General features: G+C 47.3%; 21 protein-coding genes. 12 read left to right on the forward strand and 9 right to left on the reverse strand.

Annotation, left to right across the window (positions count from 1 at the left end; genetic code table 11):
* The first annotated feature begins 37 nt into the window (after window positions 1–37).
* Window positions 38–1,285 carry a hypothetical protein gene (locus IEW88_RS11790; protein WP_147905238.1) on the forward strand — a complete coding sequence of 416 codons (1,248 nt, stop codon included), beginning with the start codon at window positions 38–40 and terminating at the stop codon, window positions 1,283–1,285.
* Between the two features lie 12 nt (window positions 1,286–1,297).
* Here the strand turns inward: IEW88_RS11790 and IEW88_RS11795 are convergent, their stop codons facing one another.
* Entirely contained in the window at window positions 1,298–1,921 is a 624-nt protein-coding gene (locus IEW88_RS11795) for a LysE family translocator (RefSeq protein ID WP_147905237.1), read from the reverse strand.
* A 72-nt stretch (window positions 1,922–1,993) separates the two neighbouring features.
* Complete coding sequence (locus IEW88_RS11800; protein WP_147905236.1) at window positions 1,994–2,827, reverse strand: DNA ligase; 834 nt, start codon at window positions 2,825–2,827, stop codon at window positions 1,994–1,996.
* A 257-nt stretch (window positions 2,828–3,084) separates the two neighbouring features.
* Between IEW88_RS11800 and IEW88_RS11805 the strand changes: the two genes are divergently transcribed.
* Window positions 3,085–4,356: a DUF3422 family protein gene (locus IEW88_RS11805; protein ID WP_147905235.1), complete on the forward strand. Its 1,272-nt coding sequence runs from the start codon at window positions 3,085–3,087 to the stop codon at window positions 4,354–4,356.
* 147 nt (window positions 4,357–4,503) lie between these two features.
* Here the strand turns inward: IEW88_RS11805 and upp are convergent, their stop codons facing one another.
* The gene (upp, locus tag IEW88_RS11810) at window positions 4,504–5,157 is read right to left on the reverse strand and encodes a uracil phosphoribosyltransferase (RefSeq protein ID WP_147905234.1); all 654 of its coding nucleotides are present in this window, start codon (window positions 5,155–5,157) and stop codon (window positions 4,504–4,506) included.
* Window positions 5,158–5,297: 140 nt separating this feature from the next.
* Here upp and IEW88_RS11815 point away from each other — a divergent pair, with 140 nt between their 5' ends.
* From IEW88_RS11815 to IEW88_RS11830, 4 genes are all read left to right on the forward strand, one after another.
* A complete protein-coding gene (locus IEW88_RS11815; protein WP_147905233.1) occupies window positions 5,298–6,149 on the forward strand; it encodes a M90 family metallopeptidase in 852 nt (283 codons plus the stop codon).
* A 168-nt stretch (window positions 6,150–6,317) separates the two neighbouring features.
* Entirely contained in the window at window positions 6,318–6,800 is a 483-nt protein-coding gene (locus IEW88_RS11820) for an FKBP-type peptidyl-prolyl cis-trans isomerase (RefSeq protein ID WP_053424704.1), read from the forward strand.
* A gap of 121 nt (window positions 6,801–6,921) precedes the next feature.
* Window positions 6,922–7,764 (forward strand): transporter substrate-binding domain-containing protein, encoded by an 843-nt coding sequence (locus tag IEW88_RS11825; RefSeq protein WP_147905232.1) that lies wholly within the window; start codon window positions 6,922–6,924, stop codon window positions 7,762–7,764.
* Window positions 7,765–7,880: 116 nt separating this feature from the next.
* On the forward strand, window positions 7,881–10,943 hold the full coding sequence (locus tag IEW88_RS11830) for a transglycosylase domain-containing protein (RefSeq protein WP_229670452.1): 3,063 nt from the start codon (window positions 7,881–7,883) through the stop codon (window positions 10,941–10,943).
* 61 nt (window positions 10,944–11,004) lie between these two features.
* Here IEW88_RS11830 and IEW88_RS11835 read toward each other — a convergent pair whose 3' ends face one another.
* The 4 genes from IEW88_RS11835 to IEW88_RS11850 all read right to left on the reverse strand — a co-directional run bounded on the left by IEW88_RS11835 (window position 11,005) and on the right by IEW88_RS11850 (window position 16,310).
* Window positions 11,005–13,419, reverse strand: coding sequence for a bifunctional diguanylate cyclase/phosphodiesterase (locus IEW88_RS11835; protein WP_147905230.1), 2,415 nt, complete (start codon window positions 13,417–13,419; stop codon window positions 11,005–11,007).
* A 5-nt stretch (window positions 13,420–13,424) separates the two neighbouring features.
* A complete protein-coding gene (locus IEW88_RS11840) occupies window positions 13,425–14,639 on the reverse strand; it encodes a hypothetical protein (RefSeq protein WP_147905229.1) in 1,215 nt (404 codons plus the stop codon).
* On the reverse strand, window positions 14,599–15,012 hold the full coding sequence (locus IEW88_RS11845) for a substrate-binding domain-containing protein (RefSeq protein WP_147905228.1): 414 nt from the start codon (window positions 15,010–15,012) through the stop codon (window positions 14,599–14,601). The genes IEW88_RS11840 and IEW88_RS11845 overlap by 41 nt, the downstream gene beginning before the upstream one ends.
* A gap of 545 nt (window positions 15,013–15,557) precedes the next feature.
* Window positions 15,558–16,310 carry a type 1 glutamine amidotransferase domain-containing protein gene (locus IEW88_RS11850; RefSeq protein WP_221411453.1) on the reverse strand — a complete coding sequence of 251 codons (753 nt, stop codon included), beginning with the start codon at window positions 16,308–16,310 and terminating at the stop codon, window positions 15,558–15,560.
* 106 nt (window positions 16,311–16,416) lie between these two features.
* Here IEW88_RS11850 and IEW88_RS11855 point away from each other — a divergent pair, with 106 nt between their 5' ends.
* Both IEW88_RS11855 and IEW88_RS11860 read left to right on the forward strand, forming a co-directional pair.
* Entirely contained in the window at window positions 16,417–17,328 is a 912-nt protein-coding gene (locus IEW88_RS11855) for a LysR family transcriptional regulator (protein WP_147905227.1), read from the forward strand.
* A gap of 150 nt (window positions 17,329–17,478) precedes the next feature.
* Window positions 17,479–18,003 (forward strand): lipocalin family protein, encoded by a 525-nt coding sequence (locus tag IEW88_RS11860; RefSeq protein WP_147905226.1) that lies wholly within the window; start codon window positions 17,479–17,481, stop codon window positions 18,001–18,003.
* 89 nt (window positions 18,004–18,092) lie between these two features.
* Here IEW88_RS11860 and IEW88_RS11865 read toward each other — a convergent pair whose 3' ends face one another.
* The gene (locus IEW88_RS11865) at window positions 18,093–18,344 is read right to left on the reverse strand and encodes a GlsB/YeaQ/YmgE family stress response membrane protein (protein WP_147905225.1); all 252 of its coding nucleotides are present in this window, start codon (window positions 18,342–18,344) and stop codon (window positions 18,093–18,095) included.
* A gap of 19 nt (window positions 18,345–18,363) precedes the next feature.
* Window positions 18,364–18,579 (reverse strand): DUF3185 family protein, encoded by a 216-nt coding sequence (locus IEW88_RS11870; RefSeq protein ID WP_053424444.1) that lies wholly within the window; start codon window positions 18,577–18,579, stop codon window positions 18,364–18,366.
* 249 nt (window positions 18,580–18,828) lie between these two features.
* Between IEW88_RS11870 and IEW88_RS11875 the strand changes: the two genes are divergently transcribed.
* Genes IEW88_RS11875 through IEW88_RS11890 form a run of 4 tightly spaced genes read left to right on the forward strand, consistent with a single transcriptional unit; the run spans window position 18,829 to window position 24,173 of the window.
* Complete coding sequence (locus IEW88_RS11875; RefSeq protein ID WP_147905224.1) at window positions 18,829–19,872, forward strand: alpha/beta hydrolase family protein; 1,044 nt, start codon at window positions 18,829–18,831, stop codon at window positions 19,870–19,872.
* Window positions 19,873–19,920: 48 nt separating this feature from the next.
* On the forward strand, window positions 19,921–20,808 hold the full coding sequence (locus tag IEW88_RS11880; RefSeq protein WP_147905223.1) for an acetoacetate decarboxylase family protein: 888 nt from the start codon (window positions 19,921–19,923) through the stop codon (window positions 20,806–20,808).
* Window positions 20,809–22,395, forward strand: a complete 1,587-nt coding sequence (locus IEW88_RS11885; protein WP_221411452.1) for a patatin-like phospholipase family protein — start codon at window positions 20,809–20,811, stop codon at window positions 22,393–22,395. It begins immediately after the preceding gene.
* Between the two features lie 53 nt (window positions 22,396–22,448).
* A complete protein-coding gene (locus IEW88_RS11890; protein WP_147905222.1) occupies window positions 22,449–24,173 on the forward strand; it encodes a GMC family oxidoreductase N-terminal domain-containing protein in 1,725 nt (574 codons plus the stop codon).
* Window positions 24,174–24,260: the final 87 nt, after the last annotated feature.

Raw genomic sequence — 24,260 nt, forward strand, 5'->3', positions numbered from 1 at the left:
CTACTATCAAGGCAGAATAAAAATAAGGAATCCAGGGATGTCCCCCACTCGTCCGACTGCTTTTTTAATCAGCCTGATCCCAGCACTGCTGTTCAGTGTCACCACAGCAGCATCCGAACAACTGAGCCTAAAAGGGCGAGGCGAATTTTATCTTAATAAACAAAATGATACAGCAGATTATTTAGCGCCCTGGTGGCAAAAAGGCACAGGACAATTTGGCTATCACACAAAGGCCGGAGCTGGACCACAGTATCTGGTTGCTTTACTTGAAGGCGATTCTGATTTTTCGGCAGTAGTGCATGCACAGTGGCACAGAGCACCAGAAGCAGGGGTTGGAGTGACAGAAGCCTGGCTAAACTGGAGCCCTTTACCTGCCTCAGGCTACAGAGTTCGAGGCAGAGCTGGCGTATTTTATCCTGCGATGTCGCTGGAAAATACCGACTTGGCCTGGACTTCGCCTTATACCCATTCATTTTCTGCCATCAACAGCTGGATGGCCGAAGAAATCAAAACCAGAGCAGTTGAATTGTCAGTCAGTCGTCCCGGCCGTTTTTTTAAATCAGACCATAGTTTTCAGTGGGTTGGCGCGTTATTTCAAGGCAACGATCCGGCAGGTTCTATCTTAACCTGGCGAGGTTTTGCTGTGCATAATCTGCAAAGCGGCATCGGCGAACGCATTGATTTTGCCAACTACCTCAGCATAGCGCCAGGCGGGACCGTGGAACCACAACCGGCCTGGGTCGAACCCAATCGCGAGTTGGATCATAAAACCGGCTATTACGCAGGACTGCACTGGCAGCACAAAGACCAGACCGAAGCCCGGCTTTATTGGTATGACAACAGAGGCGAACCTACGACCTTTAAAGATGGCCAGTATGCCTGGGACACCCGTTTTGTCAGTCTGGCTTTGCAACATCAACTGACAGAACAGTGGCGGCTGCTGGCGCAGTATCTGAATGGCGATACCGCTATGGGGCAAAAGGTGGTTGTCGCAGATTATCGCAGTAGTTACCTGATGCTGAACTATCAATCAGAGCAGCACAGTATCAGTGTCCGTTATGACCGTTTTGAAGTGACAGATCAAGACCAGACTCCAACAGACGATAACAATGGCAAAGGCCATAGCTGGACTATCAACTGGACCTATCAGCTGACAGACCATTTTGATATTGCACTGGAGCACAGCAGCTTAACCAGCGTTCAAGCGAACAGGACCCAGTGGGATGACTGGCTGGCAAAAGCGAAGCAGCGCTCCAGTAGTTTGATTTTGGGGTATCGATGGTAACAAGAAGCCGTCTTACCCCAGTAGCATCCATAACGCCACAGCAAACATTAAACTGGCCGCAATACGATTGAGCCACTGCACTTTGTTTTGTTGCTGGAAAAATGCACCTAATGCTTTACCACCACTGGCGTACAGCAGCATCGACAAAAACTCCAGCACAAGAATAATACACACCAGCACCAGCAACTGCGGCCAAAACGCCAGTTGGCTGTCGATAAAAGGTGGCAACAACGCCATATGAAAAGCCCAGCCTTTGGGATTAGACACTGCGGTGACAAACCCCTGGCTAAATAAAGTGCGCCTTGGCATCAGCTCCCGACTGATACCGGCCTGAGGAATAGCTAACTTGCCTTTGGCCCACCACATTTGCCAGCCGATATAAGCTAAAAAAAGAGCGCCTGCAATTTTAAACCACTGAAATACAACCGGAAACTGTAGCATCATAGCTGCGACACCACACACAGCCAGAATAGCGACCAAGGCCACACCTAACATCTCGCCCCACATCATCCAGAATGTACGGCGCACGCCCTGTGTCATGCCAAGCGTCATAGCCAGAGTCATGCACATACCCGGCGTAACCGAAACAAATAAAAAAGTTGGAATAAAAGCGCCCATCAAGGCCAGATTGATCATAGCTACCTCATCAATGAAGAGCGCTATTCTGTCTGGTTGTGCAGACGACAACAAGAGTGGCTGACCTACTTTTTAAGGCTCTGGCCGCTCCCGCACAAATACCGCAAAACGAGGTGTGCCTTTGTGAGTTAACCCACGGTATTGAAAAGTCACCAAACGCCCTATTGGCGGCGGGTTTTGACGTTCATCCAGACTAAAACCTGAACCTAATTTAAAGCGACGACCATCAGGTAATTCCACCAATAAAGCCCCGAGCATGCCGCTAAATTGCCCCTTGCCCGGCAAATGTGCCACAACCCTGGCCTCCGCATCCTCCACCAGCTTTAGTTTTTGCAGATGACCGACTCTGCCACTTTGATAAAGCGCCTTTACATGATGCAACATCAACCCTTCGCCACCTTCGCTGACAACCTGCTTTAACAGCTGTTCAAGTTCTGCTTTGCTCTGCAGTTGCTGTTGGGGGATCAGTTGTAGAAAAGTCGAATCCGGTAGTTGCTGCTGCAAAAACTGCAAGCGTTCGGTAAAGGTGCCGGGATGTTCTGGCGCATCAAATACCATCAGGCGAATCGTCTGCCAGTGAACGTCTGTTGAACTATGCTGTAAAGCCTGCATCACCTGTTGAAACTGCCCCCGCCCAGCCCACAACTCGGCATCAAGCGCAAAAGCAGGTAACTGTTTTCGTAAAGGCTCTGGCAGCTTAATCCATTGCCCGCTGCGGCTACGTAATTGATGGCCATCCCAAAAGGCCCGCACACCGTCCAGTTTCTCACTGATCCAAAAATCAGCCACTGCGTCTTGCTGCTGATAGGAATTAGCTAACTGTAACTGGGGTAAGGTTTCAAGGCCAAAAGCCGGCACAGTCGCCAACATAGCCGTACAACACAGTGACAAATACAAAGTTCGCATTGGTTTGCCCTCCTTGTTGTGTTCCGGTTTTAACTGTAGCTCGTTTTATTTGAAAATAAAGTGTTAACAAAAATGCACTATTTTAGTGCTGAATTGAACAGGAAAAGTACATTAAGGTATTGATCAGCCATAAAAAACTGAAGCAACCACACTAGATTTACCAATAAAATCAAATAATTGACATCAGACTGTCATAGCTGGGTACAGATACTGCTTCTGGTATTTGAATTGTTCGTGAAGCCGTTTGGGAGTCGAGTATGGTTCAGCTTTATTTACGCCAACATCCACAACGTGACCTGCTGGAGCAAGAGTTGCAACAGCGCTTTTTCCCGGCTCTGGATTCCCCTTGCCAGCTCTGCCAGTTTGTACTGACCTTATCCAGTGTTTCACGTACTGCTGAATACCAGGCTATGCACCAGTTAGCTCAGCAACATGGCAAAACCCTTGAACCACATGAACAAGACTGCAATCTGCAGTTGGGCACTAGCTGGTTACGCTGGGAGAGGCACAACGAATTTTCGACTTATACTTTTATTCGCAGTGGTGTAGCGGCCAGCTTATTTTGTGATCCGCAGGACTTAGTACCGGACAACGAATGGTTTGCCAGCTTACCGGGGCAGCTGTTCCGGGTGGTGCAGCTGAGTATAGTGCAGCCAGCTCAACTGGCACACCAAGACCCTGCCACTCTTTTTGTCAGTGAGCATTTGATCAGCAGTATGGTATTTAACGGCAAAGCCAGAATTTGGACGGACTTTCGTAAACACAACGAAGGGGCGGGTCGCATGTTAGTGCTGGATCATGGTTTGAGCCGCAGTGCTTTAGGTGCTTTGGTTCAACAACTGTTCGATTTAGGCAACTACCGCAAGCTGGCGCTTTTGGCCTGGCCTTATTGCAAGCTGGCGCTGCATCAATTGCCACAGCAAGAACAACAACTGGCGGTGATCACCTCACGTATAGAGCAAAAACAAGGCAATGACGAGCAGTTGTTGGATGAGTTAATTCAGTTAGCTGCACAGACCGAACATCAAATCTCGGAAAACAGCAGCAGATTACAAGCCAGTCATGCCTATTACCAGTTGACACTGGACAGGCTCAAAAGTCTGGATGAACAGCCTGTCGAAGGACTGCTGTCATTACAGCACTTTACCGAGCGGCGTTTAACACCGGCCTGGCGTACCGCTCAGTCCGTGCTGAAACGTCAGCAGCACCTGGCAGAGCGTTTAGGCCGTTCCACCGAATTACTCCGTACTCAAATCAACTTAAAGCTGGCCTGGCAAAACCAAACGCTGCTGGCTTCGATGGATAAAAGAGCGCATTTGCAACTAAAACTACAAAGTGCGGTTGAACGTTTGTCAGTGGTTGCCATCAGCTACTACTCATTGCAACTATTAACCAAAGCTCAGCAAGCCATACTGCACTGGTTGCCACAATGGCCAGCTAAAACCATAGAGTCCATTAGTATCCCGCTGGTGGTGGCTATGGTGCTATGGTATTTCTGGCATTTACGGAAAAAGTTGGCTCAGCATTAAAACATTTAGTTACGTTACCGGTTTCAAACCACACTGTATCCATTCGCTGTCACAGCGACAGTCAGCAGGCTTCACACAGCAATAGATGATTGAGCAGCCCTTTACAGTGAGATAGCCTCCGCCTGCCTGTTTCCCGGCAACCTTCGCTCAGAGCTTGGGGCCAAAACACAGGTCACCAGCATCCCCAAGGCCCGGCACTATATAAGCCTGCTCGTTCAGACGCTGGTCCAGGGCACCTAACCACAGATAACTGTTTTGCGGTAAATGCTGACGCAAGGCATCCACCCCTTCGGGCGCAGCAATAGCTGCAACTACATGAACTGAGCGAGGACTGGCCTGACTTGCGATCAGTTGCCAGACCTTAAGTAACGATCCGCCTGTCGCCAGCATAGGGTCTATTAAAATCAGATCACGGCCAGTTAAATCCGGCAAAGCAGCGTAGTTCATGCGGACCTCCAGTTGTTCTGCACTGTCGCCCTCAACCCGATAAGCACCGATAAAACCGCTGTCCGCCTCGTCAAAAGCGTTGGCAAAGCCCTGATAAAAGGCTAAACCAGCCCTTAGCACAGTCACCAGTACAGGAGGCTGGGTTGGGACCTCTATCTGGGTTGAGCCCAGCACAGTGTGCACTTCAACCTGATGCACAGGCAAAGTTTTTGCCAGTTCTGCAGCCAGTAAAAAACCCAGGCGTTCTAAATTAAACTTAAAACGCAGTCTGTCTTTTTGTACGTGCGGATCACGCAGTTGTAATAAAATGCTGTGCACTAACCCAGGATATAAATTCAGTTGAAACAGATTCATTCGCAGACCCGATCGTTGATTCGTCTGCAAAGGGTATAGTTTTTTTCCGCCAGGACGCAACTTGTTCTGCCAGTCTGGCCTTGAATTTATTAAGAGTGGCGCCATAACTGCTCAATGACAAAGCGACTGGAGCAGCTGCGGTGCCTTTATTGTTATTAATTGTGCTGACGTTAATAGTGTTAGCAGCGATATTTTTACCGCCTGTCTGGAGGCAATATCACCGGAACAAAATTCAGCAGCAGCCCTTTCCTGCTGCATGGCGACAAATTTTAAAACACCGCATGCCTTATTTTCGTGCTTTACCCGCTGACTTGCAGCTGCAACTGAAAAAGTTGATCCAGGTTTTTGTCGCGGAAAAGCAATTTGTAGGTTGTGCTGGCCTCACTGTTACTGACGAGATGAGAGTGACCATTGCGGCCCAGGCTTGTTTGTTGTTATTAAATAAACCCGCTCATTATTACCCTAAACTCAAGCAAATTCTGATTTATCCCGCCGCTTTTGTGGTACCAACACAGCAGGCTGATAACGCTGGTGTCGTCAGTGAAATGACACAAGTGCGATTGGGGGAGTCCTGGCAAACAGGTCAGATTATTTTGTCCTGGGTTGATACCTTAAAATCTGCCGCTATTTGTAACGATGGACATAATCTGGTGATCCATGAATTTGCGCATCAATTGGATCAACTCAAAGGCCAAGCGACCGGAGCACCTCAACTCAGCAGCGCTCAGGCTTATAAAGAGTGGTCTTTGGTGTTATCCCGCGAATATGAGCAATTACAAAAACAACTGGCGCTGGACTTACCAACCTTGTTTGATGCGTACGCAGCGACCAATCCGGCCGAATTCTTTGCGGTAATTTCCGAGGTATTTTTTGAACAACCTGATTTATTTGCCGCACAGCATGCAGCCTTGTACCAGCAGTTACGATCTTTTTACGCATTGGACCCGTTAAGCTGGGTTCAGACTCATCCTGTCAATGCACCTCGTCCCTGAAGTAGTGGCTTTGTTGACTATATACTCTGGACTCACTCAACTGGCGTTTGCCTGCAACGCCTCTGACTTTGGGTATAACAGCCCCTTACTGACATAAAAAAGTCGACCCGATAGCGCCATTGCGTAATAATGACGGCCATTTTTGAGCAAGCAGCGGATAAACAAACAATGCAAATCACTAAAGATACCGTGGTTCAGTTCCACTACACCTTATCAGACGAAACAGCTGTGTTAGAAAACTCCAGAAGTCAGGACCCGGTTTTATATCTGCAAGGTCATGGCAACCTGATTGAAGGTTTAGAAAAGGCGATGGAAGGTCATCAGGCTGGTGATAAATTTCAGGTGACTTTAGCTCCGGCAGACGCCTATGGTGAACGCACTGAAGACGCGATTCAAAGTGTTCAGGTTAAACACCTGATGGGCGCTAAAAAGTGGAAACCAGGTATGGTGGCTGTGGTGAACACAGAACAAGGTCAGCGCCAGGTCACTGTAGTTAAAGTCGGTATGTTTAAAGCAGAAGTAGACACTAACCACCCATTAGCAGGTAAAACCTTAAGTTTTGATATCGATGTGATAGATGTTCGTGCAGCCTCTGCAGAAGAAATTGAACACGGTCATGCCCATGGTGTTGGTGGTCATCACCACCATTAATCAGACTCTGCGCTAATAAATTCAGTTCAGCCGATTTGAGGCTGAACTGAATTAAACCTTGTTCTGACACGATGCATTGGTTAGATTAACAATATGTTAAAGAAACCAAGGCATAGTACAGATGCGATTTGTGTTGGCGCTGCTGGTACTGCTGTTGAGCAGTAACAGCTTAGCAAGTACAACCCAACCTTTGCTGAACTGGGCAACCAATACAGCGCCTCCTTTTCATATTGTCGGTGGAGCCTTTGACCAGCAGGGGATCTGTGATGCACTGGTACATAGCATTCAAAGACACTTGCCTCAGGTCAGACATCAAGTTTTTCTGATGCCACAAACCCGCATCCATCAGGCACTGAACAATAAAGAGCCTCTGTGTTTTCCTTGTATGATCCACAGAAATACCCCGACCGATACAGCAGTATTCAGTCAGCCGACCCATTGGTACAGACCACAGGGTGTGATCACCCGTAAAGCCTTAGCGAATCATTTTTCTGAACAATTTGGCAGCCCGCTGGTGCTGGCGAGCTTGTTGGAAAATGAAACTTTTAAATTGGGTTTAGCCGCAGGTCGCCGATACGGCGAGCTGGAATCTATACTGGAGCCTTACCGCAACAATGGTTTAGTACGCTCTGGCGATGATGGCCCTGTGGCGTTGCTGAAAATGATCCAAAGTGGCCGAATTGATTTCACTCTTGATTACGACATTATTCTGACCTACCTGAAAAAAACCGCACCAGAGCAGGCAAAAGGTTTAGTTCACGTGCCTTTGGCTGAGCTAACGCAGCCTGTTGCCGGAGCTGTCGGCTGTAGCAACAGCAGATGGGGACAACAACAGGTTGAACTTATCAATACAATATTGCCCAAAGTGAAAGCTGACCCGGAGTTTAGAAAAAGTCTTGAACTATGGTTTGATAGCCAGGTCTTGTTGCCTGATACAGAGGTCAAAGCAGAGAAAAAGCATTAAATGGAAACAAATCAGTATGTTTGCTCAACAAAGTTCAACAAAATTCAGCTGCAAATCCCACTTAGACCAGTTAAAATCGTGCCACATGGCAGATGCCTGAACTCATGGATAAGAACTTGTCATCCCCATCAGATTTGAATCAAATGCAATTTGATAACTACCGTGGCGAACGACCGTCAGCACAACCAGCACCAGAGGGTAAACCTCGCCGTCGCAGCCTTATCCCATCGCTGTTAGTTCTGCTTGTGCTTTCAGGCGCTGCATTGGTGGCCTATGAGCTGCATACAGCTCATTATCAGTCGACAGAAATTAGTCTTTATGCCAAAAAACTGACCTACCAACTGCAGTCAGGTGCGACTGAACAGGTGTCTTATCCTATAGCCGGACCTTTTGACCAACGATTAGGGTATTCGAAGTTATCCAAATTTATTCCACGTTTGACTCAAAATAACTTTGTGATTGAACAACAAGCCGCCTTCTCACCTGAATTGCTGTTTTATACCCAGCTCGGTTTTTTTCCGCCTTATCGTGAAAAAGCTCAGGGCGGATTACTGATTGGTGATTGCCGCAACGAAGAGTTGTTTTCCTTCGCTCATCCACAACGCGTCTACAGCCATCCGGCTGACGTCCCAGCTGTAGTGCGTAACAGCTTATTATTTATAGAAAACCGTAAACTTTTAACCTCGCCTTCTCGCGCCAACCCCGCTGTTGACTGGCCACGTTTTATTATGGCCGCGGTTTCTCAGGTGACTAAGGTATTAAATCTGGAAGGGCAGTCCGCAGGCGGCAGTACCCTCGCGACTCAGATTGAGAAATACCGCCACTCACCTCAGGGCTTAACTCAAAGTTTTACCGATAAGTTTCTACAAATGGTTTCGGGTTCGGTCCGTGCTTATCGCTACGGCGCTGATACATCCTTAACCCGGCACGAAGTTATACTGGACTACTTAAATTCAGTCCCCCTGTCTTCAGCTCCTGGTTTTGGTGAAGTACACGGTGTGGGTGATGCCTTGTGGGCTTGGTTTGGCACTGACTTTGGTCGTTTTAATCAGGTGTTAAACGCAGAACCCACTGAACAAAACAGAAGTTTAAGGGGCTTGGCTTTACGTCAGGTTTTAGCTCTGATGATAGCTCAGCGCCGTCCTTCGTATTACCTGCTGCAAGGCCATGATGATTTAGAGGAACTGACCAACAGCCATTTGCGGGTTTTGGCTAATGCTAAAGTGATAGACAAAGATTTGGCCGATTCGGCTATGTCACAGCGTCTATTATTTAAAGGTGGCAAAGCACCTGGTATTAAGCAGGATGCACAAACCCTCAAAGGCATCAACGTTGCCCGGGGACGTTTAGGTACGCTGCTGAACCAACAACTGTATGATTTAGACCGGCTGGATCTAACGGCCAAAGTATCGTTACATCATGAGCTACAACAAAAAGTCAGTCATTACCTCAATAGTCTGGCCTCCCCTGCTGTTGCGGAAAAAGTTGGGCTCTTAGGAGAAAGGCTGTTAAGTGCCAGCAACACAGACAAAGTTACGTACAGCTTTACTCTGTTTGAGAAGACGCCGAGCGGCAACAGAGTAAGGGTACAAACCGACAATACCGACCAGCCTTTTGATTTAAACGAAGGCAGTAAGCTGGAGTTAGGCTCCACAGCTAAATTGCGGGTTCTGACGACTTATCTGGAAATTGTCGCTGAATTGCACGACTCCTTTATCGATGAACTACCAGAAAATCTGCTGAACCTTGAGATAGCGCCTAACGATCATTTAACCCGCTGGGCAGCGACTTATATGGCACATACAGCAGACAGAGACTTGTCCAAAATGCTGGATGCAGCCTTACAGCGCACCTACTCTGCATCACCTGCCGAACGCTTTTTTACCGGCGGTGGTTTGCAGGTGTTTAATAACTTCCAGAAAAAAGAAGACAGCAGAGTGCCGACTGTGCTGGAGTCATTAAAAGAATCTATTAACCTGCCCTTTGTCCGTCTGATGCGAGACATAGTGGCGTACAGCAGCAGCTACCAAACCGCTGGCAGTACTTCGTTGCTGTTAAAAAATGATAAAGATCCACGTCGCGAGGACTATTTACGTCGTTTTGCCGACAAAGAAGGCAGCTCTTTCCTGCAGCGTTTCTGGCGGAAATACCAGAAGAAAACTGAAGAAGACCGCTTAAGTACCTTCTTTGAAGGCTTAAAGCAAACACCGGATCGTCTGGCAGCAGTGCATCGTTATTTATTGCCGGACTCTGACTTTGCTAAATTCAGTGCTTTTCTGCAGCAGCGTCTGCCAGAAGAAAATCTGACAGTGAAAGATATAGATGAACTGTACAACAAGTACGGTCCGGGTAAGTTCAGTCTGATGGATCAAGGCTACATAGCCAAGGTTCACCCGCTGGAATTATGGTTACTGAGCTTTATGCAGAAAAACCCACAAGCCACCTTCAAAGAGGCTGTGGAGGCATCGGCAGAACAACGCCAGCAAGTGTACCGCTGGTTATTTAAAACCTCGAATCGTAGTGCCCGTGACACCCGTATCCGCATTATGTTGGAAGTCGAAGCCTTCCTCGACATTCACCAGCGCTGGAAAAAATTGGGTTATGCTTTTGACCACCTGGTGCCTTCTCTGGGTACAGCCCTGGGGAGCTCAGGTGACAGACCCGCCTCTTTGGCGGAACTCATAGGTATTATCCAGAATGACGGCTTGTTGTTACCTACAGTCCGGGTAGATCAGCTACATTTTGCAGCCAATACGCCTTATGAAGTGAAGTTAAAATATCAGCCAGATGAAGCCAAAAGAGTAATGAAACCAGAGGTTGCCAGAGCGCTGCGTTTTGCCCTGTCGCAGGTGGCCGATGGCGGCACTGCACGTCGTTTGCAAGGTTCGTTCACCAAAGCAGATGGTTCACCTTTGGTGATAGGTGGTAAAACAGGTACGGGTGACAACAAGATGGCAACTCAAGTGATCCGGGGACGTACAGTGCAGGCCACTACCATTAACCGTACTGCAACTTTTGTGTTTTATCTGGGCGAGAATCACTTTGGTACTCTGACGGCTTTTGTACCAGGTAAAGAGGCTGAGGACTTTAGTTTTACTTCAGCTTTACCACTGCAAGTCCTCAAAGGCATGGCGCCTATTCTGAATCCATATATCCAACAAGGTCAGCTGTGTCGTTAAGTCTAAAGATCGAATCACATTGTTAACTGTTAACTGTTAACAATGTGATTCGATCTCATTTTTAATGACCCCGCCAAATCCCTTTCGGGAAATGCTCTTCTAAAAAGCCTGTCAATTCAGCTTGTGGCACAGGTCTGGCGATCAGGTAGCCCTGCGCTATATCGCAGCCTTGCTGGCGCAATAATTCCAACTGTTCCCGGGTTTCAACCCCTTCAGCGACCACTTGCAATTGCAGTTTTTGCACCATGGCGATGGTGGAGGCAATGATTTGAAAATCAGCGGCATTCTCTAACATGCCAGACAAGAAGCTCTTATCTATTTTGATGCAATCCATCGGCATTTTTTTCAGATAGCTTAACGATGAGTAGCCGGTACCAAAATCGTCAATTGCAAAATGAATCCCCATGGCTTTGATTTGCGACATGATACTTAGCATTGTCTCCATACTTTGTACCAAAGTACGCTCTGTCAATTCCAGCTCAAAATAAGTACCCTGCAGCTCATATTTATCCAATAGCAGCTTTAACCTGGGGATCAGATCAGGGTCAACAAACTGCTCTGCCGATAAGTTAATGGCGATACGAAAATGATGCCAGCCACTGTGCAATAAGATCAGACACTGCTGCATACATTGCTCAATAATCCAGTACCCCAGCGGTACTATTTGTCTGGATTGCTCCAACACTGGAATAAATTCATCAGGCGGTACCATACCCCGCACCGGATGGTGCCAGCGGATCAACGCCTCAAAGCCATACAAAGCCCCCGTCGCTATGATCATCTGCGGCTGAAAGCTGATACTGAACTGCTTCAGTGTCAAAGCCTCTTTGAGGTCTTGTTCCAGTAACACCCGCTGTTGCACCCGCTGGTACATATCGAGGTTATAAGCCTGTGCCCCATTACCGCCGTTGACTTTGACTTCATGCATGGCTAAATCGGCTTGTCGTATCAAGTCATCAGGGCTTACAGATGCATCAATACTCATGGTTAAGCCGATACTAGCGGTCATCACAAAGTTTTGTTGATCGATAGTCAAAGGCTGTTGAATACGCTGCAAAATCTGGCTGGCTAAATGAAAAGGGGTATCCACATCTTTTAATTGCGGCAAAACAAAAACAAACTCATCACCACCAAAACGACATAATAAGTCCTTGGGACTGCAGCAGTCTTTTAAGCGCAGCGCCACAAGTCTTAGCAGCTTATCGCCATAAGCGTGACCTAAGCTGTCGTTAATACGTTTGAAGTCATCCAGATCAACAAAGAGTACAGCCAGGAATTTTTTTTCTGCGCTTTGGTTGCTAAGCATACGCTCCAACTGATATTGCAGCATATTCCGGTTCGGTAACGTAGTAAGCAAATCATACATCGCTACTTTTTCAAGCTCATTGGTATGTTGCTCTACTTTATAGTTCAGTTGTTCCAACTCGACACTTAACTCTTCAGCGGCCTGGCGCAATAAATCTACTTCATCCGGCCATACGCTGGGTTGAAAATGACTTTGTTGACGAAAGCCGGCATATTGTTTCTGCGAAAGCAGAGGCAAGGCTTTACTCAGCGTTTTTAGTCTCAGGCTGATCCGTCTGGTGATCAGATAAATTAAAACCACCATACAGCCAAACAAGATCACCGAGGTCACAAGTAACTGACGCCGATAACCGTTATTAGTGGCAACGAAGTCACTGATATTATCGACCACGGTCAGATACATGCCTTTACTTTGCATCTCAAATGCAGAAATCAGGTAGTGTTGCCCCTGGTATTCAAGCTCCAGCCCTCTGGTTAAAGCCAAATCAGCTTCCAGATCAGACACTTTTTGCAGCAGCGCTTTTAACAAGTCGGGATTTGAGCTGGAAATTAAGTCGCGATTGATTTTTCCGGCTTCAGTTTTACTGGCTCGGATCAGAGCCACATCTGAATTTAAGCTTTGATGTAAAGCCGATAAAATATCCACCAGCGTCGTGGTGACCGTCATCACAGCCACCTCTCCGGCGCTGTTTAATACCGGCAAACTTAGCTGCTTCACACAAAACTGCACGCATAAATTAGCGGTCAAAGGTCTTTGTTGTTCCAATACGTTCTGCACCAAAGCAGGCGAAAAATAAGGGGTTTGCTGGCCACTGCTAAATAGCAACTGCATGGAACTGTCATGCAACCAAATTTGTTCAATATTGAGGTGCAACTGCATATTGGCGCTTTGTTCAGCCAATTGTTGAACAAAAGAGGAAAAATCAGCTTGCTGGCTGAGCCGGACCAGATCAGAAAAACTTTCCAGCCACACCCGCAATTGCTGCTCAATGATAGCGTTTTGTTGCAGATACTGTTGCCGTGCCGATTCACGTTTCACCAGCTGTTGCCGATCAAACTCCTCGCCCATCCGCATCAGGCCCAAGCTGGTTTGCAGCACCGTCATACAAAGCAAAGCACTGATGGTGGCCAGCAAAATTTTCCAGGGTAAACTAAACACAAAAGGTCGCATAAGGGTCAAAACCAGTACATCAGTTGCATAGCCCACATTTGCCAGTATTCAGATTTATTATGTTGCAGATCAGGCATCACAGGATAAGCCAGACGCGCCGTACCTTTCACCCAGTGATGCTCCATAGTTAAGCGCAAATTATCTTTAAAATCATAGGTGATGCCCAGGGTGAGGTCATCCTGATAACCAAAATAGGCAGGGACCAAACCGCCTGTACTCTCTGAGAACTTGCGGCCGCTGCGATCATCTTTATCCAAATCAAATAAATCGACACTCAATAAAGCCCAGGTCTTGGGCAGCAGATTGTAACGGCCCTGCAGATACCAGCCCTGACTAAAGCTGTTTCGTTGAAAGCCTGGAGCGTAAAAATCACTGATATCCAGCCTTTCCTGCACCCATTCGCTACTTAACTCCCAAAATTCAGCTGCATAGCGCCCATTGAACATCACCCTTTGCACTGTCATGGCGCCATCGCTGTAATAATCCTGCTCAGCTTTTTCATAGGTAAAATCGGAATCGAGCAACGAGATGCCAAGCTGCCAGGCCGATTGGTCCGGACGCCAGAACAAACTGGCCTGATGCACATACTCTTGCTCAGCATCGCCCTGTGCCAGCTGGCTCAGCAGAATTTGGCTTTGCTCTTTGCTTAAATTGGTTGCTCCCCAACTCCAGTTCAGTTCCACTTCACCCAGGCTGGTATTACGGGTCAGTTTAAAGGCCAAACCGTCACTACCCACTGCAATGTCACGGAAGGAATCAAAATAAACAGATTGCGGCAGCACAATCGCATTGCGGGTAAAAGGCACATCACGAGTAGCGGAGTAAAGCCAGTGCTGATTTTTAAAACGACCAACGAACATGTCCAGCCGCCAGTCAAAATCACTGTGCAAGGTCCAATCTAAAAACAGGTAATCCAGCCTGGTCCCTTTGGTATAACGACGACCGCCATCCAGATACACCACTTGTCCTGCCAGTCGTAAATTATCCGTTAGAGCCCAGGACATATTGACGCCGAGATCGGTCAACTCAGCGGAGATACTGTCATCCAGATTGACAAAGTTCGTTTCAGGAGCCTGGATCAGGCCCTGTGAAATAAAACCATGCCATCGTACTTTCTCTGCTGTCAGTCCTTCTGCCTGCGCCTGTACTACAGAGCCCAGCAGCAGTAACAGACACAGCTTACTGCGTAACACGAATGACTTTAAGCTTGGATAGTTCATCTGAATTCTCGATATAACCGATTGCACCTTCGGTATTAGCTACCATTTCGCGCATCTGCTGCTCAGAGGTCAATACAACTGGTGCAGCCCCTAAACCTGAATAAGTTATTTTTTGCCAAATTCTGTCCAATTGATAAGGAAACATCTGTAGTTTTTCTTTGGCAAAGGTCTGATGTATTGGGTTTTTCGCAGGCAACACGAAAACCCGGACCGCGGTACCGTCGGGCCAGTTTTGTTGTCGCATGGAATAGATACCGCGCAGCTGAGTAACAGTCAGCTGATCCATGGGCACGGCGGGATGGGTCACTACTTCTGTCGCTGAGGCATATCCTGTCCAAAGCACAACACAAGCAGTAACAAACTTGATCTTCACGTCTTTGTTGATCCCCAAGTCTAAAGAATGCTAAACGGCCAACACTTTAAGAAAAGCCCTACAACAGGCGCAGGTTGTCCGCGCTCAGTATAGTAGCAGTGCTTGACATTGTATTGTAACCTTGCAAAAAAAGTAGTGTTTTCAGTGGAATGAGAACTCAGAGGACCATTATTGCCCCTATTTTCAGCACAACAACCCATAGTCTGGGCTGGCCTCCCTGTTCCTCAACAGCAGTGCATAGAATTGTGCTGCCCAGTAGCGCTCAAGCCTGAGTTTTACCACTTGCCTGTCCATGGCTAAGCAGTTCAGGGCCTGGTTAATCCGCGCTGCGATTCAGCTTTTCCCCGCTCTTCAGCATTCGTAGCATCTGGACAGTAACATATAAAAAAGGGCCCTCGCAGGGGCCCGGAAATCACCAGGAACAGTGATGCATGCAACAAGTTTAAGCCTTTGTAGCATACAGAACTGAGTTTGCAGCAGTGTGACAACAATACGAAGTTTTGATGAAAACCCAGACTCCCCTGCTGCAGTAAGCAGTCTGAGGTTTACTTACTCTTTAGCAAACGAACCAAAGCCTGCCCCACAGCAGCGGCAGATTGTGGATTCTGGCCTGTGACTAGTCTCTGGTCTACCAGCACTTTCGATTGCCAATTGGCTGCCGCGCTGAAGTGAGCGCCACGTAGTGTTAGTTGATCCTGCAAGGAAAATGGTACGACCTGAGCCAGTTTCACTTGCTCTTCCTCAGTGTTACTAAAGCCTGTGACTTGTTTACCTGCAATCAGATAACTGCCGTCCGCCAGTTTGATGTTCAGTAAAGCGGCCGGGCCATGACAGACTGCAGCCACTATGCCGTTGTTCTGATACAAATCTGCGGCAAATCGCTGTAAGGCTTTATCTTGTGGAAAATCCCACATAGTGCCGTGCCCACCGGCAAATAACACAGCTTTATAATCTGACGCCTTTAAATCTGCCAGCTTCAGCGTCTGCTGCAGCTTGGTCTTGTGTTTGCTATTCGCCATAAACCACTGATTGGTTGCATCGGCTTCCGCCAGACTACGTTCATCTACTGGCGCTTTACCACCGGCGGTACTGGCAATATCCACCTCAATACCAGCATCTGCCAACTCTTTGTAAGGATGTGTGACTTCACCTAACCAGTAACCGGTTTTCTCATTGCTGGTGCCCATTTGACTGTGGCTGGTGACCACTATCAGTACTTTTTCTGCCGCCATAGTGAAGCTGCTAAATGCGAGAGCAGCTGCCAGTCCCAGTTGTATCATGCGCGTCAATAATCTCATGTGTTTACCTCGTTACTATAAATTGGCTTTCGATTTGATGGTGCTCAGTGTGCCGCAGAGCTAAACTACAAAGAAGTGAATTGATTCAATAATAGCGATTCAAATAATGAATATTAAAAATAAAGATCTGAATTTATTGCTGCTGTTCAAAGTACTGTACGAGGAGCTGAATGTCAGTGCATCAGCAAACCGGTTGAATCTGAGTCAGCCAGCTCTGAGCCATAAACTGAATAAACTCCGTCACGAATTTGCCGATCCGCTGTTTGTCCGTGCCGCCAGAGGTTTAACGCCAACACCTAAAGCCATTAGTCTCTCTGCAGATATTCTGCAACTGGTGTCCTCTCTGGAAGGTTTTTACCAGCATCAGAGTGAAACCAACTTTTTGGCGCAGGCTGATCAACTGGTGATTTACAGCACCGACTATATAGAAAGTTTATTGCTACCTGATTTACTCGCCGTGCTGACAGAACAGGCACCACAGGTTCAGTTAGTCATGCGCCATACCCAGGGCATATTGCCAAAACAACAGTTAGAACGTGGCGACTGTGATCTGGCTATAGCAGGCTTTTATCGCGATTTGCCGGAGAGTTTTTATCAGCAAAAACTACAGACTGAAGAGTTTGTGGTTTTGTTGCGCCGCCAACATCCTCTGGCACAACAGCCGCTTAGCCTGAGTAACTATTGTCAGGCGCGTCATATAGTCACGACCTTGACGGGAGATCTGGATGGTTTAGTTGATCAGGAGTTGGCTAAATCAGGTTTACAACGTCAGGTCTGCGCTGGTCTTTCTGGTTTTTTATCACCCGCTCATGTAGTCGCCAGCAATGATCTGCTACTTACTTGTTTAACATCAGTCGCAGACATTGCGCAAAAGGCAAACCCGGACTTATTGCTCAAGACCTGTCCTGTCGCATTACCTGCGGTCCAAATCAGTCAGGTTTGGCATTCCAGAACACAAGACGATCCGTTAAGACGCTGGTTGCGTAAGCAGATCCACCAACTGTTAACCAGAGAGTAATAATCGCCCAACGGCTTCTGACCCAAACAGTTAGTGTGTTTAATGCACCATCTGCGCCAGGGTCTATATACTGAAAAAAGAACACAAAAAATGAATAGGTCAATGCTATAAATCCAGGCTTGGCGCGTATACAAATAAAAAGGAGTTCTTATGCGTTATTTTTTTCTTCTGATAGCAATTCTGCTCAGTAGCTCATGCACACAAATACCTGCCGGGGTTACACCTGTCAGTCCGTTTAACCTCAATAACTATCTGGGGGAGTGGCATGAAATTGCCAGGCTGGATCATAGCTTTGAGCGTGGACTGACAGAAGTCACAGCTAATTACAGCATGCGTGAAGATGGCGGAGTCAAAGTGATCAACCGTGGTTACAACGCAAAAGACGACCAGTGGCAAGAGGCCGAAGGCAAGGCCTATTTTGTGGCAGATAGCAACACAGGTCGGCTGAAAGTGTCTTTTTTTGGCCCTTTTTATGGCGCCTACAACATTGCCAAACTCGAAGCGGATTATAGTATGGCCTTAGTGATTGGACCTTCTCTGGAGTACGCCTGGTTACTGTCTCGCAACCCGACTCCGTCTGCTGAGTTATGCCAGCGCTATTTCAGCAGTGCGGAAACCATCGGCATTGAGCCTAACGCCTGGATCCAGATCCGTAACTGTAAAAGCAGCGAATGAATTATGTAAAAAGGCATAGCGAATTTAGCAAAGCTAAGTCCGACCTGATGTGACTGACAGCCAATAAAAGTAAAAAGACGAGCCTGAAATCAGGCTCGTCGGATCAAACCGGCGATAAAGAGTAAAATCACGGCACCCGCTGTGGCAGTGATGATAGAACCCAACATGCCACTGGTACTGATACCCAGCATGCCAAATAAAGCTCCCCCTATCACAGCACCGACAATACCGACGATGATATTCCCTAAAAGACCAAAGCCGCTGCCTTTCATAATAAGACCACCGAGCCAGCCTGCTATGGCACCTATCACAAGAGTTATTAATAATCCACTTAAGCTCATGACCACTTCCTTTTGAGGTTTAACGTTTTAACGTCAGGAAAAGACCAGCGACAACACTGATGGCGCCACCTATATAAAACTGCATCACTTTGTCGGTTTCTGCACCCGTCACTACTTCAGTCAGTTCGGATTGAATGGAGTCTGATAATTGAAAGCCCCAATACGCCAGGCCAACACCCAGTACAAGCAGAACTAAACCAACCAGTTTTAATAACGAATTTGTTCCATTAGCCATAATTTATCCCTCTGTGTCGCATCAAAAAATTAGAAGCAAGGTACTGAAAGAGCGCCTTATCTGACTACAGTATTAGCTATTTCTGCATGAACCTCACCTGAAGACTGTAATTAAAAACAAAACAGCAGTATTTAATACCTTTTAATTGGCAAAATAATTTCATACAAAACATACCCTTATCAGAAACATCTGCTAGGCTTTTTATCGACATCAAAAAAGGGACATTCCAACCACAAAAGGAACAGAGTTATGTCGTCACATACAGCCCCAGCTTACACCGAACGTACAGTCCCCTTTGTCACAGACGATGGTGTAGAGCTGAATTTGATTCATATCCGTGGCGACAAAACACCAGACAAAGGCCCTGTGATTTTGGTGCATGGTGCAGGCGTCCGGGCCAATATCTATAGGGCTCCGGTAGAAACCAGCATAGTCGATGTACTGATTCGTGAAGGTTACGATGTCTGGTTAGAAAACTGGCGTGGCAGCATTGTTTTCGCTCCAAATTTATGGACTTTAGATCAGGTTGCTTTATACGACCACCCTAAAGCCGTACAAACTATTTTGGCTGAAACTGGCGAGAGCCGTTTAAAAGCTATTATTCATTGCCAGGGCTCCACCAGCTTCATGATGTCGGCTATCGCAGGCTTAGTGCCTGAAGTTACTACTATTATCAGTAATGCTGTGTCCTTGCACCCTGTAGTACCAGATTGGTCCAAATTTAAGCTGCAATATATGGTGCCGCTGGTGCGGCAAATGACTCAGTACCTGAATCCACACTGGGGCGTAGAAGCGCCCGGAGTTGTCGCCAAACTGATTAGCCTGTTGGTGAATTTAACTCACCACGAATGCAATAACGCGGTTTGCAAACAAGTCAGCTTCACTTATGGCAGTGGTTTTCCTGCGCTGTGGCGCCATGAAAATCTCAATGAACAGACCCACGAATGGCTTAAGGAAGAATTTGGCGCCGTACCTTTGCGGTTTTTTCAGCAAATCACCCGCTGTGTACAGCGCGGGCATTTAGTGTCCTTTGAAGATTTCCCAGTATTACCCAAAGACTACGCAGCACAAGAGCCTCTAACAGAGGCTCGTTTTGCCTTTTTCAGTGGTGAAAAAAACCTGTGTTTTTTACCACAAAGCCAAATCCAGAGTTTCAATTATTTTAATGCGTTAAGGCCAGATTACCACAGCCTGCATCTGCTGCCTGAATACGGCCATCTTGATGTTTTTATGGGAAAAAATGCGGCGGTGGATACCTTTCCACTGATTATTGCAGAGCTGAATAAAAGCTAAAGCGCTCAACTGAGCCCGGCAAAAACGAAACTAACGAGGGAGTGTTTTATGTTTGGTTTACCAAAACGGATAAAAAATTACAGCAACAGATTTTCACTGGTCGATGGTATTCCATTTAAGTTGCCCGTGGCAGCGGTCAATTCACCAGCGCTGATGGCGGTTTTTCCTATAGATGCAGAAAAAGCCAAAGACTTTTTACCCGCAGGTATTCATCCGCTGCGGCTCTGGAACTCCGCTCTACTAATTGTCACTGTGATTGATTATCGCGAAACCCCTATCGGCAAATACGTGGAGTACAGCATCGCCATAGGCTGTACTCATGGCGAAAAACCTGCCCCCAGGCTCTTGCCCGCCATTTTTATGAACTGGTTTAAAACCGGTCAGTATGTGGTGGATTTACCTGTGTCCTCAGAAGTGTCGGTCAAAGGTGGCAAAGGCATTTGGGGCATGCCAAAACATCAGGGCAGCCTGAACTTTTTAATCACAGAGAACAAAGTCAGCAGCCAGTATGACCTGGATGGGAAACTGGTGACTTATGTCGAAATAGACAAGCCTGCCAGCGCCTGGCTCCCTGTTAAAACCAAAGCGTCAAACTACTGTTCTTTTCGCGGCATGTTGATGAAATCTGATATTTTCCTCAACGCCAAAGCAGGGTTGAATCTATTCAGTAAAGCCAAAGCCCGTTTTGTCATTGGCGATCACCCTCGCCTGCAGGCATTAAAAGAATTAAATATCGGCAAAGCCATAGCCACCATATTTTTACCCTCTATTGGCGGTGTGCTGGACGATCATATCGAAAGCTGGTTCCTTGATTTTGAGCAGTTGCCCAAAGTCGCGCCTGAAGGTTTTGAGTCAGTGATCGATCTGACCTTAAGTGAAGCCTGGTTAGCGCCGCCCACAGCCCCTATTCCACCGGATTCCGGGGACAATTCGTAAATGTCGATGCAGCTAACTATTCAGGCCCATATCCCACAAGGTGCTGCTATCGACGCAACAACAGAGCAAAGTGGCATCCAAAGAGCGCTGATTTTACCTGGTGGTGGTTTACGTTTGTCTTATGCTGCTGGTGTGATGGATGAGCTGTTTAAAAACGGTCTCACCTTCTCCCATATGGATGGCACCTCAGGTGGTTCGCTGAATCTGGCGATGCTGTTATCGGGTTTAACCAGCTCTGAAATCTGCGAGCGCTGGCGCAGTTTAAAAATGCGTAGCACCTTTTCCTTTATGCCTCTTAGCAATTACCTCTGGCTCCCTTGTTTTATCGCGGCCAGCTCCAGTAAAGCCTTTCGACGTAAGGTCTACCCGCAGCTAGGTATCAATTTTGAAAAAATCCGCGCTGCCACTGGTCTTACAGCCAGTTTTAATATGTGTAATTTTGCCAGTAAAACTAATCAGGTCACTCAGCATACACAACTAACAGAAGATCATTTGATTGCAGGTATGTCGCTGCCTGCCACTATGCCGCCTGTTGATATCAACGGCACTTTATATCTGGATTCTGGTTTTATTCAGGATGCCAATCTGATCGACACAGTCAAAGCTGGTGCCAATGAGCTCTGGCTGGTTTGGGTTATGGGTAATATCCCGACCTATCGCAGTGGACCGCTGAATGCTTATGTGCAAATGCTGGAAATGAGTGCCAACGGCGCCTTGATTAAAGAACTTCGCCTGATTGAGGAGTTGAATCAGCGTATTGAAAATGGTGAGCAACCTTATGGCCATCAAAAGCCAATCACCTTACATCTGATTAAACCTGAGCAGCCTCTGCCGCTGGATTCAGCTTTATACACAGGCGCTATCAGTCATGCCGAATTAATTGAGTGGGGCCGAAAAGATGCCATTCGTTACTTTCACCATATGACCCCTGCGGGAGTCCCCTTACAGCCAGAGATCCTAAAAATGACAGCAGAAAAAACCGGTCTTCAATTTAAAGAGACGATGAAAGGTGGCTTTTCCCTGGATGCGACAGACCCGACTGATGGTCTGCATAAAGGCCAGCAGGCAGGCACAGTCCTTGCGATGCACGCCACTGTTGGCATCGCAGAGATGGCCGGCTTTATTGTCGACCCGGAGCATACCGGCACACTCATTGGCACTATAGATTTTCCGCCTTTAGGTATGGGAATAGAAGCTCATAGCGGTGTCTTTAATCTGTTTAAACCAACAGAGGATGCAAAGCTCACACTGATGGTGTATGAGCTGGCGTTTGAACATCAGGGTCAGTCTTATTACCTGGCTGGCCGCAAAGAAGTGCGGCAAGGTTCCATTTTTAAACTCTGGCCTGAGACCACCACACTTTATACCCAGTTACATCAGGGCTCTGATAAGTCAGGCCCTGTGATAGGAGCTGGCACCTTAAGCCTTGGTGCTGTGGATTTACTGAAACTGCTGTCCACAGTCACAGTCACCAAAGCCGATGGTTTTAGCTCCAAAGTGAAAACTATCAATGCCTTTACTGGCTTTTTTGCCCGTCAGTTATGGGCAACTTATGTCAGCCATACAGTTAAAAACGAACAGCAGTAACAACATAAAACGAAAAAGGCCAGAAGCAGAGCTGGCTCAAAGGACGCAACAAGATGGATATTCAATATGACTATGAAGCCATAGTAATTGGCAGTGGTTTTGGTGGTTCCATTAACACTTGCCGCCTGTCAAAAAAATGGCCAGGCAAAGTGTTATTACTGGAAAGAGGTAAAAGATACCCTATGGGCTCTTTTGCCCGCTCACCTCACGATATGGCGCGCAACTTCTGGAACCTGCCGCAAGAAAAACGTGATATGCCAGAAAAACTGCAAGGTGAAGAAAGCCACGGCTTATTTGATATCCGTAATTTTGATCATATGGATGCGGTGATAAGCGCAGGCTTAGGTGGTGGCTCGTTAATTTATGCCAATGTGTTTTTACAACCACCGGATGAAGTGTTTGACCATAACTGGCCTGCGAATGCAAAAAAAGACGTGCTGCAACCCTATTATGCTGTTGCCAAACAAGTACTGGGCGCACGGCCCATTCCACTAAATGACGATCCGAGACGCAAAATTATCCGCACCGGTTTATTTCAAAACTTCGCCAAAGCCGATGGCCATGAATCCCAACTGTTGGATATCAACGTATTTTTTGGTAACGATTTTGATCAGCCAACGCCTATAGGGGTACAGGAAAAAAACCGTTATGGCGCTGTACAAACCTCCTGTGTCTATTGCGCTGAATGTGATGTTGGCTGCAATACCCATTCAAAAAACACGCTGGATCTTAATTACCTCTATGTAGCAGAGCACAAATATCAAGCCCATATTCAGACTCAGGTACTGGCGCAAAAAATAGTGCCTATAGACGCATCAGGCCAGGATAATCCAGCCATGAACGGCGAATTTGGTTATCGGGTCTACTGGCAGGATTTAAAAGATGCGCACAAAGAATGCAGTGCCCTGACCCGTCGTGTAGTGGTATCCGCAGGCACTCTGGGCAGCAACGAGCTGTTGATGCGTTGTCGCGATTTGCATAAAACTTTACCTAATATCAGCCAGCAATTAGGCCGGCACTTTTCCGGCAACGGCGACTTTTTATCTTTTGTGATTGATGGCGACAAACCGGCCGATCCGAATTACGGCCCAGTGATCACTCAGGGCACAGACTACAACCTGTTTAAAAACTTCGACCGTGAAAGAGCTTTTATTCTGGAAGATGCCAGCTATCCGAACTTTGCCGCCTGGTACACCGAAGGCGTCAAACCCGGCGCCTCCAAGCTACAGGCTTTGGTTCGCACCATCAGATTGGCTTTTGCCCGTTTTGTCCATGGAATCAGCACAGGCCATTTAGGTTATGCCTTAAGTTCATTACTGAAAAACGACTTGTCCTACACCACCAGCGTCTTGCTTTGTATGGGGCTGGATAAAGGCGACGGTGTGATGTCGCTAAATAAAGACGGCTATTTGCATCTGAAATGGCCTTACAAAAACAGTATGTCCCTGTATAACGCCATTCTCTCCGCAGGCGAGCGATTCAAAACATGGTGCGGCGGCAAAGCTTTTATTCCTATGCCAAATTGGCTCTGGCCTATGCGGCGCAATGTCACAGTGCATTCGCTGGGCGGTTGCCGTTTAGCCGACAGCCCGGAACAAGGGGTGACCAGTGCAGAACTGGCAACTTTTGGTCAGGTCTTTGGTTACACAGGCTTATATGTCGCAGACGGTTCCTTGTTGCCTACAGCTGTGGGCGCCAACCCTATAGCGACCATCAGCGCTGTATCTGAACGGGTGGCCGAGGGTATTACCGGTATAGCCCCCAGCGCTGATCTGTAATAAGGCTTAGCAGATGAGCGAATGGCTGTGGTCTTTCATTCGCAAATTTTTCCAAAGACAGAGCGCTACTGCTGCTCTGTCAGTCTC

It is taken from the genome of Rheinheimera tangshanensis (assembly GCF_014645135.1).
Taxonomy (GTDB): Bacteria; Pseudomonadota; Gammaproteobacteria; order Enterobacterales; family Alteromonadaceae; genus Pararheinheimera; species Pararheinheimera tangshanensis.

Bases quoted from the DNA above. Each gene is read 5' to 3' on its own strand.
- IEW88_RS11790 (WP_147905238.1), top strand. From the start codon at position 38: ATGTCCCCCACTCGTCCGACTGCTTTTTTAATCAGCCTGATCCCAGCA.
- IEW88_RS11795 (WP_147905237.1), bottom strand. From the start codon at position 1,921: ATGATCAATCTGGCCTTGATGGGCGCTTTTATTCCAACTTTTTTATTT.
- IEW88_RS11800 (WP_147905236.1), bottom strand. From the start codon at position 2,827: ATGCGAACTTTGTATTTGTCACTGTGTTGTACGGCTATGTTGGCGACT.
- IEW88_RS11805 (WP_147905235.1), top strand. From the start codon at position 3,085: ATGGTTCAGCTTTATTTACGCCAACATCCACAACGTGACCTGCTGGAG.
- upp (WP_147905234.1), bottom strand. From the start codon at position 5,157: ATGAATCTGTTTCAACTGAATTTATATCCTGGGTTAGTGCACAGCATT.
- IEW88_RS11820 (WP_053424704.1), top strand. From the start codon at position 6,318: ATGCAAATCACTAAAGATACCGTGGTTCAGTTCCACTACACCTTATCA.
- IEW88_RS11825 (WP_147905232.1), top strand. From the start codon at position 6,922: ATGCGATTTGTGTTGGCGCTGCTGGTACTGCTGTTGAGCAGTAACAGC.
- IEW88_RS11835 (WP_147905230.1), bottom strand. From the start codon at position 13,419: ATGCGACCTTTTGTGTTTAGTTTACCCTGGAAAATTTTGCTGGCCACC.
- IEW88_RS11840 (WP_147905229.1), bottom strand. From the start codon at position 14,639: ATGAACTATCCAAGCTTAAAGTCATTCGTGTTACGCAGTAAGCTGTGT.
- IEW88_RS11850 (WP_221411453.1), bottom strand. From the start codon at position 16,310: ATGAGATTATTGACGCGCATGATACAACTGGGACTGGCAGCTGCTCTC.
- IEW88_RS11855 (WP_147905227.1), top strand. From the start codon at position 16,417: ATGAATATTAAAAATAAAGATCTGAATTTATTGCTGCTGTTCAAAGTA.
- IEW88_RS11860 (WP_147905226.1), top strand. From the start codon at position 17,479: ATGCGTTATTTTTTTCTTCTGATAGCAATTCTGCTCAGTAGCTCATGC.
- IEW88_RS11865 (WP_147905225.1), bottom strand. From the start codon at position 18,344: ATGAGCTTAAGTGGATTATTAATAACTCTTGTGATAGGTGCCATAGCA.
- IEW88_RS11870 (WP_053424444.1), bottom strand. From the start codon at position 18,579: ATGGCTAATGGAACAAATTCGTTATTAAAACTGGTTGGTTTAGTTCTG.
- IEW88_RS11875 (WP_147905224.1), top strand. From the start codon at position 18,829: ATGTCGTCACATACAGCCCCAGCTTACACCGAACGTACAGTCCCCTTT.
- IEW88_RS11880 (WP_147905223.1), top strand. From the start codon at position 19,921: ATGTTTGGTTTACCAAAACGGATAAAAAATTACAGCAACAGATTTTCA.
- IEW88_RS11885 (WP_221411452.1), top strand. From the start codon at position 20,809: ATGTCGATGCAGCTAACTATTCAGGCCCATATCCCACAAGGTGCTGCT.
- IEW88_RS11890 (WP_147905222.1), top strand. From the start codon at position 22,449: ATGGATATTCAATATGACTATGAAGCCATAGTAATTGGCAGTGGTTTT.